This window comes from Pontimicrobium sp. MEBiC06410 (assembly GCF_053601615.1).
Genome location: NZ_JBSHNT010000161.1, coordinates 1 through 13,543, shown reverse-complemented (window position 1 = coordinate 13,543; position 13,543 = coordinate 1). Strand labels below are relative to the sequence as shown.

Sequence of the window (13,543 nt, the reverse complement as noted above, 5' to 3'; positions counted from 1 at the left end):
TTTAATGTAACTATTTCAAATGTAATAAATATTCATTGCTTAACTCGTTATTATAGCATGAAGGTTCTAATTTTTACTAAAAATTGATTAATTTCGCGCTACTATTAAATAATACTGTAAAAATGAATAAAGAAGTAGTAATCGTCTCAGCAGCAAGAACACCAATTGGTAGTTTTTTAGGTGCTTTATCGACAATTCCAGCTCCAAAATTAGGGGCCATAGCTATAAAAGGAGCTTTAGATAAAATAAATTTAAAACCTGAATTAGTACAGGAAGTATTAATGGGTAATGTTGTTCAGGCAGGAACTGGTCAAGCACCAGCTAGACAAGCTGCAATTTTTGCTGGTATTCCAGATACAGTACCATGTACTACTATTAATAAAGTTTGCGCTTCTGGTATGAAAACGGTAATGCAAGCGGCACAAGCAATTGCTTTAGGAGATGCAGATATTATTGTTGCTGGAGGTATGGAAAATATGAGTTTAATACCACATTATTTTCACGCACGTAGTGCTACAAAATTTGGCCCAGCAAGCATGGTAGATGGAATGCAAAAAGATGGTTTAGTAGATGTTTACGACCAAAATGCAATGGGTGTATGTGCAGATGCCTGTGCAGTAGAACATAACTTTTCTAGAGAAGATCAAGATGCTTATGCAATACAATCATATAATAGATCTGCAGCTGCTTGGGATGCAGGAAAATTTGATAATGAAATAGTTCCTGTAGAAGTACCCCAACGTCGTGGAGAACCTATTGTTGTAAGTAAAGACGAAGAATACACTAACGTAAAAATAGAAAAAATTCCAGCTTTACGCCCAGCTTTCACAAAAGAAGGAACCGTTACTGCTGCAAATGCATCAACTATAAATGATGGTGCCGGTGCAATGGTTTTAATGAGTAAAGACAAAGCTACAGAGTTAGGATTAAAACCTTTAGCTACAATAAAGAGCTATGCAGATGCTGCACAAGAACCAAAATGGTTTACTACAGCACCAGCTAAAGCACTACCAAAAGCTTTAGATAAAGCAGGTTTAACTATTAAAGATGTGGATTTCTTTGAATTTAACGAAGCTTTCTCTGTTGTTGGTTTAGCAAATATGAAATTATTAGGTTTAAATGATAGTAATGTAAATGTAAACGGAGGAGCCGTATCTTTAGGTCACCCTCTTGGATGTTCTGGTGTTAGAATTTTAATTACATTACTTAATGTACTAGAACAAAATGATGCAAAAGTTGGTGCTGCTGCTATATGCAATGGTGGTGGTGGTGCATCTGCATTAGTATTAGAACGTAACTAGTATAAAACAAATCATTTTTTACAATAACAATATCTTTAGAATCCTAATTTAATTAATGCAATACGGAATCTGTAATTTAAGCATTGTTCCTTTAAGACTAGAAGCTTCCGATACTAGTGAAATGGTTTCGCAAGTATTATATGGTGATGTTTTTAAAGTTTTAGAGCAAAGAAAATCTTGGCATAAGATTCGTTTAGCGTTTGATAAATATGAAGGTTGGATAGACCATAAACAATACTTAGAAATTACAAAGGAAGTTTATACCGACTTTGTAAACGAACCTCTTAAATTATCTACAGATTTAGTTGAATTTGTACAAGGAGAAAATCAGCAATTATTACCAATAACGTTGGGCTCTACTTTAAATGGATTAACGTTATTAAACCATAGTTTTGACGGCAGTTTTTCTGAAATAAAGCAACCAAAAGGTAATATTATAGATACAACATTTCTGTACCTAAATGCTCCTTATTTATGGGGAGGGAAAACACCTTTTGGAATAGATTGTTCTGGTTTTACACAAATGGTCTATAAACTAAATGGTTATAAATTATTACGAGATGCATCACAACAAGCCACCCAAGGAGAAGCTTTAAGTTTTATTGAAGAAAGTGAACCTGGAGATTTAGCATTTTTTGATAATAGTGAAGGCCATATTGTACACGTAGGCATTATTATGAAAGACAATTATATAGTACATGCCCATGGAAAAGTTAGAATAGACAGGCTAGATCATTCTGGCATTTATAATGTAGACAAACGTACACATACTCACAAATTAAGAGTCATCAAGAAAATTATATAACTAAAAAAACCACTAAAATTAATTAGTGGTTTTTTTAGTTTTACCTTAAAGTTTTTAAGGTTTAAAAATTATAATCCATATTTTTCTCTTAAAGCTTTTGCTTTAGTAGTTTCATCAATGGCATTATATATATTCATTAGCGTTCTAGCAACATCTGCATTACTTTTATTCTCTTTCTCTGAAATTTCTAAAACAGTTTCTAAGTAAGGTATTGCTTCTTTATATATTTTATCTTTTTGAGCTCTCAACTCATCATAACGTCTATCGTCTTTAGCTGAACTACCTAATCCATTCATTTCTTCAACAATAGCATTTTCTGCACTTAATATTAAAGCAGATAAGTTTGTTAATGCATTAACATAGTTAGCATCTATTTCTATCGCTTTCTCGTAGTAACTTCTAGCTTCTTCTTTATTACCTGCATCTGAAGCTAAAACACCTAAGTTAAATAATAAATCTTTATTTGTTGGATCATTACTAATAGCTTCCTTAATTAAAGTTGCATAAGCTTCTTTATTACCAAGTTTAAACTGTGTATTTGCTTCTGTAAGAATAAGCGCTGTATCTTTAGGGTTCGCAGCTCTTGCTTCTTGTATAGCAGCTAATGCTTCATCATTTTTCCCTTGCTCAAGGTATATTAAAGCAATATTCTTTGTTATTTCTGCAGTTTTAGATTCTGTTTTCCCATCTCTTGGGTTTATATGTGTTTTTAATTTATTTACATAAAGGTCTCTAGTAGCTTTATCAAAAGGCTGTTCTTCTCCTGTTTCTTTACTAGTTGCAAAATATTGTGTTTCTACACCTGTATAACCTAAGTCTTTAAGTTTTAGGTAATGTGATAATGCTGAATCGAAATCTTGCGCTCCTACTGCGCTTACTGCTGCGTAGTAAAGATATACTTGATCTTCTGGTGCTACATTATATAAGTTGTAAAAAGCAGCAGAGGCTTCTTTAAACTTATTAGCCTTATACAAGTCATTAGCTTTGGTTAATAGGTCGTTTTCCATTAATTGCTTTAACTTCCCTACTTCACTTTCGTAAGATCCACTTGGTACTTGCTTTAAACTTTCTACAGCCATCATAACATCTTTGTTACTTCCAGCTCCATTAGCAAAGTATGCTTTTCCTTTATTAAGGTAATACTTAGCTTTCATTTTATTATCCATAGAACCCGTTAAAGATTCTAATTTACTAGCCATTGCTTTAGCTTCAGCATAATTGTTATTTTTAACTGCCTTTTCTAGCATTTTTACTTCTTTCTTTTGTGCAAAAGAAAACAGAGTTACAAATAATGCTAAAGAGAGAATTAATTGTTTTTTCATCAGTTTTAGTTTTTATTTTTCTATAAAGAAAAAATCATTTATTTAATATTTATTTATTCTTCTTCGTTAGAAGCAAGAGTCGTGCCATTATCCTCGGCACTAGTGTTTTCAATACCTTCAAGCGTTTCATCTATATCTTCATCTTCCTCGTGCATAACCTTAGCTACAGCAGCAATAGAATCTTTCCCTTTTAAGTTTATTAATTTTACACCTTGCGTTGCTCTACCCATTACTCTTAAATCTGCAACAGCCAATCTAATAGCAACACCAGACTTATTAATAATCATTAAATCATCTTCATCTGTTACGTTTTTAATAGACACTAAATTACCTGTTTTTTCTGTAATAGATATTGTTTTAACACCTTTACCTCCTCGGTTAGTAACTCGATAATCTTCTAGACTAGAGCGTTTACCGTAACCGTTTTCGGAAACAACTAAAACATTACTGTCCATATCGTCTACAGCTATCATTCCTATTACTTCATCTTTATCATGCTGTAATGTTATACCACGAACTCCAGAAGCCCCACGGCCCATAGGTCTCGTTTTTGCTTCTTCAAAACGAATAGCTTTACCAGATTTTAAGGCTAACATGACTTGGCTCTCTCCTGTTGTTAACTTTGCTTCTAATAGTACATCATCTTCCTTAATAGTAATAGCATTAATGCCATTAGTTCTTGGTCTAGAATATTGTTCTAAAGATGTTTTCTTAACTTGACCATTTTTAGTAGCCATAATTACATAATGATTATTAATGTAATCTTCATCTTTTAAATCTTGAGTACAAATAAAAGCCATTACTTTATCATCTTGCTCAATATTAATTAGGTTTTGGATTGCTCTACCTTTAGATGTTTTACTACCTTCTGGTATTTCGTAAACACGCATCCAGAAACATTTACCCTTTTGTGTAAAGAACAACATGTATTGATGGTTTGTACCAACAAATAAATGTTCTAAGAAATCTTCATTACGAGTTGTTGAAGCTTTTTGCCCTACACCTCCTCTATTTTGTGTTTTATATTCTGTAAGCGAGGTACGTTTAATATAACCCGCATGAGATATAGTTATAACAACTTTCTCATCAGGAATCATATCTTCAATACTTAAATCTCCTCCTGCATATTCAATAGTAGAACGACGCTCATCACCATATTTATCTTTAACAACTACAAGTTCGTCCTTAATAATATTCATTCGACGTTCTTTCTTGTCTAGAATATCTTTTAAGTCAATTATTGTTTTCATTATTTCCTCATACTCAGCACGTAATTTATCTTGCTCTAGTCCTGTTAATTGACGTAGACGCATCTCGACAATAGCTTTTGCTTGTATTTCAGATAATTTAAAGCGTTCTATTAAGTTAGTTCGTGCTTCATCTGCATTAGAGGATGCTCTAATAATTTTAATAACTTCATCTATATTATCGGAAGCTATAATTAACCCTTCAAGAATATGAGCTCTTTCTTCTGCTTTACGCAATTCGTAAGTTGTACGTCTAACAACAACTTCATGTCTGTGCTCTACAAAATAATGTATTAATTCTTTTAAGTTTAATAATTGCGGACGTCCATTTACAAGTGCAATATTATTAACGCTAAAAGACGACTGTAATGCGGTATATTTATATAACTTGTTTAATACAATATTTGGTATGGCATCACGCTTTAAAACGTAAACAATACGCATACCGTTTCTATCAGACTCATCTCTAATTGTAGAAATACCGTCTAACTTTTTATCATTAATTAAATCGGCAGTCTTTTTAATCATGTCTGCCTTATTAATTTGATAAGGTACTTCTTCAACTATAATACATTCACGCCCATTTACTTCTTCAATATTTGCTTTTCCACGAATAACGATTCGCCCACGTCCAGTGTGAAAAGCTTCCTTTACACCATCATATCCATAAATAGTACCTCCTGTTGGAAAATCGGGGGCTTTAATGTGTTGTATAAGCTCATCAATTTCAATATCGTTATTGTCTATATAGGCAATAGTACCATTTACAACTTCTGTTAAGTTGTGTGGTGGCATATTTGTTGCCATACCTACAGCAATACCAGATGCTCCATTAACTAAAAGCCCTGGAATACGTGTTGGCAATACTGTTGGTTCTTCTAAAGTATCATCAAAATTTAATTTATGGTCTACTGTCTCTTTGTCAATATCTGCTAACATATCCTCAGATATTTTACGCATACGTGCTTCTGTATAACGCATTGCTGCTGGACTATCACCATCAATAGAACCAAAGTTTCCTTGTCCATCTACTAACATGTAACGCAAACTCCATTCTTGAGCCATACGCACCATTGCATCGTAAACCGATGTATCACCATGAGGGTGATACTTTCCTAAAACCTCACCAACTATTCTTGCAGATTTTTTATGTGCGCTATTTGCTCTAACACCTAATTCATGCATACCATATAGTACACGTCTATGAACTGGTTTTAAACCATCTCGTACATCTGGGAGTGCACGTGACACAATGACTGACATTGAATAATCAATGTAAGCCGATTTCATTTCATCTTCAATATTAATTGGGATAAGTTTTTCTCCTTCTGCCATATATAATATAATTAAGTTTTTATCAGTATTTCAAAACGTGCTAATATAATTATTTCATCAGTCACAGTAACGTTTAAACAAGATTTTTTAACAGTATTTATTAACAATTTCAAGAGTGATTTTCGTTAATAAGTTATATTACTAATTATTTTCTTTTATAAAGATTTTTTTGTCTCTTAGCTGAATTCATATTATTTAAGGAATAGTTTTTGCGTTTGGTAATATGATTTAGTAATTTTAATCCTGAAACGAGATAAATATATGGATGATAATTTTTCCCCAAGAGTTAAAGATGTAATTGCATATAGCAAAGAGGAAGCATTACGCTTAGGTCATGATTTTATTGGAACTGAGCATTTAATGCTTGGTTTATTAAGAGATGGCAATGGTAAAGCTATTAATATATTAAATGCCTTAGATATAGATTTAAATCATTTAAGACGAAAAGTAGAAATATTAAGCCCAGCAAACCCTAACATAGCTATAACCTCTAACGAAAAAAAGAATTTACATTTAACTAGACAAGCAGAGCGTGCTTTAAAAACCACTTTTTTAGAAGCGAAGTTATTTCAAAGCACCTCTATAAACACCGCACATTTATTACTGTGCATTTTAAGAAATGAAAATGATCCTACAACTAAGCTTTTAAATAGGCTAAAAGTAGATTATGATAATGTAAAAGAACAATTTAAGTTTATGATTACAAACGACGATAACAATTATATAGAACCAAAAGCAGAATCTTTTCAAGAAGATGATTCTACTTCTGAAAGTAATGAGTCTAAAGATATTTTTAATACACCAGCAAATAAAGGTAATAAAAAGTCTAAAACACCAGTTTTAGATAATTTTGGTAGAGACCTTACTGCTATGGCAGAAGAAGGCAAACTAGATCCTGTAGTTGGTCGTGAAAAAGAAATTGAAAGAGTCTCTCAAATTTTAAGTAGACGTAAAAAGAATAACCCTTTATTAATAGGAGAACCAGGTGTAGGTAAATCTGCAATAGCTGAAGGTTTAGCAAATAGAATTGTGAAACGTAAAGTGTCACGTATTTTATTTAACAAACGTGTAGTTACTTTAGATTTAGCAAGTTTAGTAGCTGGAACAAAATACAGAGGGCAGTTTGAAGAGCGAATGAAAGCTGTAATGAACGAGCTTGAAAAAAATGACGATGTTATTCTATTTATAGATGAAATCCATACTATAGTTGGTGCAGGTGGAGCAACAGGAAGTTTAGATGCTTCAAATATGTTTAAACCAGCTCTAGCCCGTGGAGAAATTCAATGTATAGGTGCAACAACTTTAGATGAGTACAGACAATATATCGAAAAAGATGGAGCATTAGAGCGTCGTTTTCAAAAAGTAATTGTTGAGCCTACTACAGTTGAAGAAACAATAGAGATACTTAATAATATAAAAAGTAAATACGAAGAGCACCACAATGTTGAGTATACAGACGAAGCAATAGAAGCCTGTGTAAAATTGACAAATCGTTATATGACAGAGCGTTTTCTTCCAGACAAAGCTATAGATGCGTTAGATGAAGCTGGTTCTCGTGTACACATTACTAATATTGATGTTCCTAAACAAATTATAGAACTAGAGAAAAAGCTAGAAGACGTAAAGCTTACTAAAAATTCTGTTGTTAAAAAGCAGAAATACGAAGAAGCTGCTAGGCTTAGAGATGATGAAAAACGCATAGAAAAAGAACTTGCCATTGCCCAAGAAAAGTGGGAAGAAGATACTAAGCTAAATAAAGAAACTGTAACAGAAGACAATGTTGCCGATGTGGTTTCTATGATGACAGGGGTTCCTGTTAATAGAATAGCACAAACAGAAAGTAATAAATTAGCTGAGTTACCTAAATTAATACAGGGAAAAGTTATTGGACAAGACGAAGCCGTTGCAAAGGTTGTAAAAGCAATTCAACGTAATCGTGCTGGACTTAAAGACCCTAATAAGCCAATTGGTTCATTTATATTTTTAGGACAAACTGGTGTTGGTAAAACACAATTAGCTAAAGTATTATCACGTGAGCTATTTGATAGTGAAGAGTCTTTAGTAAGAATAGACATGAGTGAGTATATGGAAAAATTTGCTATTTCTCGTTTAGTTGGAGCACCTCCAGGATATGTTGGTTATGAAGAAGGTGGGCAATTAACAGAAAAAGTAAGACGTAAACCTTATGCTGTAGTTCTATTAGATGAAATAGAAAAAGCGCATCCAGATGTTTTTAACATGCTATTACAAGTATTAGACGATGGGTATTTAACTGACAGTTTAGGAAGAAAGATTGATTTTAGAAATACCATTATAATAATGACTTCTAATATTGGAGCTAGAAAACTTAAAGATTTTGGTACAGGAATAGGGTTTGGTACTGCTGCACAAAAATCGCAAGAAGATGCTAATGCCAGAGCCGTAATTCAAAATGCATTAAAAAAGTCTTTTGCACCAGAGTTTTTAAATAGAATAGACGATGTGGTTGTGTTTAATGCTTTAGAAAAAGAAGATATTCATAAAATTATAGATATTGAATTAGATAAGCTTTTAACCCGTATAAAAGGACTTGGTTACACGCTTAAACTTACTAAAGCTGCAAAAGATTATATTGCAGATAAAGGTTTCGATAAACAATATGGAGCTAGGCCTTTAAAAAGAGCTATTCAGAAATATATAGAAGATGCTCTTGCAGAAGAAATTATTACTTCTCATGTACAAGAAGGCGATAAAATTATTATGGATTTAGATAAAAAAGCTAATGAAATAACAATAAAAATTGATAAAGCAGAAAAATCAACAGAATCTTAATTACCATATGTAAAAAAGGTTGCTTAAGTGGCAACCTTTTTTAATATTTATATACATTAATTCCCTAAAAATGCATAAAAAGACGAAGACTACAAAACTTTCTTTTTGTACTATAGATATATACGAAAACACCATAGTAGGAACAATAAATGACGGCGTAGATGTAACTCTTGAAAAAAGCTCTCAAATTATTGAAGTAGCAATTAATCATTTTAAATCTGAGCCTTTTGTATATATAGCCAATAGAAAGAATTCTTACTCTGTTGACCCTATTATATATAAATACAATTCAGAATTAAAAAACCTTAAAGGTTTTGCTATAGTAATAGATAACCTTTATGATAACACTATAGAAATTGAAAAAATATTTTCTCACAAACCTATAGATACTTTCGATTCTTTAGATGATGCATTAGAATGGTCCAATCGTATTATAAAAGAAGCTAAATAATTTTAGTAATAATAATTATAATAGCTAGTATAATTAAAAAAGCTTCACTATCTTTAAGTGAAGCTTTTTTTAATTAATACTAATGATTAATACAGTAACTCTATCTTTTTGTTCATTACAAATTTATAATAATATAGTTGTTTCTATAATAAACGAAGGTATTGTATTAACTCAAGATTTAATAGATGAAATGGTAGAGACAATTGTACCGTCTTTTAAAGGAGAGGACTTTGTATATATAACGCATCGTATAAACTCCTACTCTGTTGACCCTACAATATATATATCGGTTTCTAAAATAAAAAATCTTGTTGGGTTTGCTGTTGTTTCTACTAACCACATGGCATTAAGTTCTACAGATATAGAGAGACTGTTTTTAAAAAAACCTTTTGAAGTCTTTTCAGAATTAGATAAAAGTATTCAATGGGCAAATAAATTACTTAAGAAAAAACAAACTATAGAAGAGTGTTAATAGAATCTTTTACCTGCAAAGAACTAGTCAAAAAAATATATTATTAAATAACAATTCTTATTCTTTATTATAAACTTCATAAAATAAAGTATAAATATTATTAAATTAGTTAATTTACACATGACTTTTTACAGTTTAAAAAACCAAAAAAACAATATATTTTTCTTTTAAATTTTAGAACAGTAGAGTACTTTTGCCGCCCGAAAACAACAAAAAATGGTAAAAGATTTAGGCTTCTGTAAAATACAGTTTTATAAAAACTATGCAATTTGTAATGTATACGAAGGCGAAACAATATGCATTGAAAAGTGTAATAGACAAACAAAAGCTATTTTAAATCATTTTAAGAACAAACCTTTTGTGTATATAACACATCGTGTTAATTCTTATGCTGTAGACCCCATAATTTATAAAGAGACTTCTAATGTAAAATCATTAATAGGTTTTGCAGTCGTTTCAGAAAATAGCAACGCAAGACAAGCAGCTCAAGTAGAAAAACTATTCTTAAAAAAACCTTTTGAAATCTTTAACGATTTACAACTTGCTATAAAATGGGCAGAAACACTTTTAACGGAAGCAAAAACACCATCTACTCCATACTAAAATAGCTCTTCATCATCAATAGCTAAGTTCTCTATAAAAGCAATTGAAGCCTGAATATCATCATGAAGAATTTGATCTTCCTCAACAAAAGGTACCTCTTCTCTATACGCTTGTAAAAACGATTCTAGAAACTCACTAGACTTTAATGGAGCTCTAAATTGTAATGCCTGCGAGGCATTAAATAACTCTATAGCAAGCACACGCTCTACATTATTAACTAAAGTATATGCCTGTGTTGCTGCATTTGCCCCCATACTTACATGATCTTCTTGCCCATTACTAGACACAATACTATCTATTGCTGCTGGTGTAGCTAATTGTTTATTAGCGCTTACAATACTCGCTGCTGTATATTGTGGTATCATAAACCCAGAATTTAATCCAGGATTATTAACCAAAAACGCGGGCAAACCTCTTAAACCAGAAACCAATTGAAAAACACGACGTTCAGATATATTACCTAGCTCTGCCATTGCAATTTTTAAATAGTCTAAAGCTAATGCTAATGGTTGACCGTGAAAATTACCTCCAGAGATAATTTCATCATCTTTAGAAAAAATGTTAGGGTTATCAGTTACCGAATTAATTTCAGTTTTAAATGTTTTTAAAACAAAATCTAACGTATCCTTTGTAGCACCATGTACTTGCGGAATGCAACGAAAAGAATAAGGGTCCTGTACATGCTGTTTTGTTTGTTTAATAATACTACTCCCCTCTAAAAACTCGCGAACATTTTTTGCCGTTTTTAATTGGCCGTTATGAGGTCTTACTATATGTACTAGTTCATTAAAAGGCTCTATTCTCCCATCGAAAGCATCAATAGAAACACTTCCAATTAAATCTGCTAAATAAGATAACTTATAACTTTTAAGTAATAAATACACACCATAAGCACTCATAAATTGAGTTCCATTAAGCAAAGCCAATCCTTCTTTAGATTTTAATTTAACAGGTTTCCAATTAAATGCTTCTAAAACGGTTTGAGCCTCTACAACTTCTCCCTTATAATTTACCTTACCTTTTCCAATTAATGGCAGCGACAAGTGCGCTAAAGGAGCTAAATCTCCAGAAGCACCTAATGACCCTTGCGTATATACCACAGGTAAAATATCATTGTTATAAAAATCTACTAAACGCTGGATAGTTTCCAATTGGCAACCAGAATGCCCGTAGTTTAATGATTGAATTTTAAGCAGTAACATTAATTTAACAATAGCTTGAGGGACTTCGTCTCCTGTACCACAGGCGTGAGACATCATTAAATTCTCTTGAAGCTTTGTTAAGTTCTCTTTAGATATTTTTACATTATATAAAGATCCAAACCCTGTATTTATACCATAGATAGGTCTATCCTCTGTCTTTAATTTCTCATCTAAATAGTTACGGCAATTAGTAACACGAGTTATAGCTTCTTCAGAAAGTTGTAGTTTTTTCCCCTCAGAAACAATAGATTGTATCGTTGTAAGTTCTAAAACTTGATTGGATATATAATGAGTAGTCATATTATAAATTTAAAGTGCTTCAAAAATCAACATTCAATATAAAATATGCAAGCTAAACGTTAATAATTAATGAAAAAGCAAAAAAATAATTTTAAACCCCTATTTTTGATAAAAAATTAATTTATTCAAAAATGAAGAAACTACTATTAAGTTTATCTGCTTTAGCAATTTTAGCATGTAAACAAGAACCAAAAATTGATTATACAATAGTATCTGGGGACTTAGGAGATGCTAAAGCAAAAGAAGTGACTATAAAAGGTACTGATTTTGAACAAAAAATTACTGTTGAAGAAGGTAAATTTACCGATACACTTAACATAGCTAAAAATGGCTTCTATACTTTAAGTTTAGGAAGAAGTCGTGCAAGCATGTACTTAAAAGTAGGTGACAGTGTTGGTGTTGCTACAGGCAAAACTGGATTTGTATTTTCTGGAGATGGAGCAGCAGAAAGTAATTATTTAGCAAAAAAAGGAGACAATACAAGAAAAATACAAGGGCCTTCATCTGCATTTTATAACCTAGATGAAACTGCCTATAAAGCTAAAGTTGAAGAAATTAAAAATAGTAATAAAGCTAGTTTAGATAGCATTAAAGGAATAGATCAAGGATTCTTAGCGGCAGAGTTAAAAAACCTAGAGTACGATTCTTATGCAACGTTAAACAACTATGAAAGAGCACATGCATATTATACAAAAAACGATAGTTTTAAACCCTCTGAAAATTTCTTACCAAAAGCATTAAAAGAATTAACTTACGATGATGCCATAGCATTTAACAATTCTACTGCATACCAAAACCTTGCATTTAATAGCATTATGAATCCTATTTTTGAAGGATTAGATGATTTTAATAATGTAAAACCAGCAGATTTTGCTGCTGTAAAAGACATTAAAATTCCTGCATTAAAAAACCAAGTTATAGATTATTTAGCAAAAATGGCTTTATCACCAGCTAATAATAATTTACAAGAAATGTATACTTTTTTTAATGAGAATACTACAGACGATAAAATTAAAGAAGATTTAAAAACAAACTTCGATACAGCTAAAAAATTAGTAAAAGGGAAACCGTCGCCTACATTTGCTAACTACGAGAACCATAAAGGAGGAACAACTTCTCTTGAAGATTTAAAAGGTAAATATGTATATGTAGATGTTTGGGCAACATGGTGTGGTCCTTGTAAAGCAGAGATTCCTTCTCTTAAAAAAGTAGAAAAAGAGTACCATGGAAAAAACATTGCTTTTGTTAGTACTTCTATCGATGCTATTAAAGACCACGATACATGGGTAAAGATGGTTAATGACAAAGAATTAGGAGGCGTGCAATTAATGGCAGATAAAGCTTGGAAATCTCAGTTTGTATTAGACTACGGTATTAATGGTATTCCAAGATTTATTTTAATAGATCCTAGCGGAAACATTGTAAGTGCAGATGCACCTAGACCATCTGATCCTAAATTAAAAGAGTTATTTAATTCTTTAGAAATTTAATGAGTAAACATTTAATTATAAAAAAAGCGAACTTAACAGTTCGCTTTTTTTATATTATTATTTTGTCCCGTCCTAAAATAGCGATACACTAAAATCTTAGTGTAATGAAAACATCAGAAAACAATGGGTACACCAAGCGCACCCAAAAAGATTACTCGCTCTCTTTTAAACTTCAAATAGTTGAAGAAGTAGAGCAAGGTCATT

Annotated in this window: 10 protein-coding genes; 7 read left to right on the top strand and 3 right to left on the bottom strand. The window is 31.7% G+C overall.

Features of this window, described 5'->3' with window-relative positions:
* Positions 1-122: 122 nt before the first annotated feature.
* Both ACVC08_RS14540 and ACVC08_RS14535 read left to right on the top strand, forming a co-directional pair.
* Complete coding sequence (locus ACVC08_RS14540) at positions 123-1,301, top strand: acetyl-CoA C-acyltransferase (RefSeq protein ID WP_452597873.1); 1,179 nt, start codon at positions 123-125, stop codon at positions 1,299-1,301.
* A 55-nt stretch (positions 1,302-1,356) separates the two neighbouring features.
* The gene (locus ACVC08_RS14535; protein WP_452597874.1) at positions 1,357-2,106 is read left to right on the top strand and encodes a C40 family peptidase; all 750 of its coding nucleotides are present in this window, start codon (positions 1,357-1,359) and stop codon (positions 2,104-2,106) included.
* Positions 2,107-2,174: 68 nt separating this feature from the next.
* On the opposite strand, the gene ACVC08_RS14530 is transcribed toward ACVC08_RS14535, so the two are convergent.
* Positions 2,175-3,428, bottom strand: a complete 1,254-nt coding sequence (locus ACVC08_RS14530) for a tetratricopeptide repeat protein (RefSeq protein WP_452602568.1) — start codon at positions 3,426-3,428, stop codon at positions 2,175-2,177.
* Positions 3,429-3,481: 53 nt separating this feature from the next.
* Positions 3,482-6,010, bottom strand: coding sequence for a DNA gyrase subunit A (gene gyrA, locus ACVC08_RS14525; RefSeq protein ID WP_452602567.1), 2,529 nt, complete (start codon positions 6,008-6,010; stop codon positions 3,482-3,484).
* Between the two features lie 261 nt (positions 6,011-6,271).
* On the opposite strand from gyrA, the gene ACVC08_RS14520 reads away from it, so the two are divergent.
* The 4 genes from ACVC08_RS14520 to ACVC08_RS14505 all read left to right on the top strand — a co-directional run bounded on the left by ACVC08_RS14520 (position 6,272) and on the right by ACVC08_RS14505 (position 10,347).
* Complete coding sequence (locus tag ACVC08_RS14520) at positions 6,272-8,821, top strand: ATP-dependent Clp protease ATP-binding subunit (RefSeq protein ID WP_452602566.1); 2,550 nt, start codon at positions 6,272-6,274, stop codon at positions 8,819-8,821.
* A gap of 70 nt (positions 8,822-8,891) precedes the next feature.
* The gene (locus ACVC08_RS14515; protein WP_452598779.1) at positions 8,892-9,272 is read left to right on the top strand and encodes a hypothetical protein; all 381 of its coding nucleotides are present in this window, start codon (positions 8,892-8,894) and stop codon (positions 9,270-9,272) included.
* 82 nt (positions 9,273-9,354) lie between these two features.
* Positions 9,355-9,744 (top strand): hypothetical protein, encoded by a 390-nt coding sequence (locus tag ACVC08_RS14510; RefSeq protein ID WP_452598778.1) that lies wholly within the window; start codon positions 9,355-9,357, stop codon positions 9,742-9,744.
* Positions 9,745-9,960: 216 nt separating this feature from the next.
* A complete protein-coding gene (locus ACVC08_RS14505) occupies positions 9,961-10,347 on the top strand; it encodes a hypothetical protein (protein WP_452602565.1) in 387 nt (128 codons plus the stop codon).
* On the opposite strand, the gene hutH is transcribed toward ACVC08_RS14505, so the two are convergent.
* Positions 10,344-11,849, bottom strand: coding sequence for a histidine ammonia-lyase (hutH, locus tag ACVC08_RS14500; RefSeq protein ID WP_452602564.1), 1,506 nt, complete (start codon positions 11,847-11,849; stop codon positions 10,344-10,346). The two genes, ACVC08_RS14505 and hutH, sit on opposite strands and share 4 nt — an antisense overlap.
* 131 nt (positions 11,850-11,980) lie before the next feature.
* On the opposite strand from hutH, the gene ACVC08_RS14495 reads away from it, so the two are divergent.
* On the top strand, positions 11,981-13,339 hold the full coding sequence (locus ACVC08_RS14495; protein WP_452602563.1) for a TlpA family protein disulfide reductase: 1,359 nt from the start codon (positions 11,981-11,983) through the stop codon (positions 13,337-13,339).
* Positions 13,340-13,543 lie beyond the last annotated feature (204 nt).

Bases quoted from the DNA above. Each gene is read 5' to 3' on its own strand.
- ACVC08_RS14530 (WP_452602568.1), bottom strand. From the start codon at position 3,428: ATGAAAAAACAATTAATTCTCTCTTTAGCATTATTTGTAACTCTGTTT.
- ACVC08_RS14495 (WP_452602563.1), top strand. From the start codon at position 11,981: ATGAAGAAACTACTATTAAGTTTATCTGCTTTAGCAATTTTAGCATGT.
- ACVC08_RS14535 (WP_452597874.1), top strand. From the start codon at position 1,357: ATGCAATACGGAATCTGTAATTTAAGCATTGTTCCTTTAAGACTAGAA.
- hutH (WP_452602564.1), bottom strand. From the start codon at position 11,849: ATGACTACTCATTATATATCCAATCAAGTTTTAGAACTTACAACGATA.
- ACVC08_RS14520 (WP_452602566.1), top strand. From the start codon at position 6,272: ATGGATGATAATTTTTCCCCAAGAGTTAAAGATGTAATTGCATATAGC.
- ACVC08_RS14505 (WP_452602565.1), top strand. From the start codon at position 9,961: ATGGTAAAAGATTTAGGCTTCTGTAAAATACAGTTTTATAAAAACTAT.
- gyrA (WP_452602567.1), bottom strand. From the start codon at position 6,010: ATGGCAGAAGGAGAAAAACTTATCCCAATTAATATTGAAGATGAAATG.
- ACVC08_RS14515 (WP_452598779.1), top strand. From the start codon at position 8,892: ATGCATAAAAAGACGAAGACTACAAAACTTTCTTTTTGTACTATAGAT.
- ACVC08_RS14510 (WP_452598778.1), top strand. From the start codon at position 9,355: ATGATTAATACAGTAACTCTATCTTTTTGTTCATTACAAATTTATAAT.
- ACVC08_RS14540 (WP_452597873.1), top strand. From the start codon at position 123: ATGAATAAAGAAGTAGTAATCGTCTCAGCAGCAAGAACACCAATTGGT.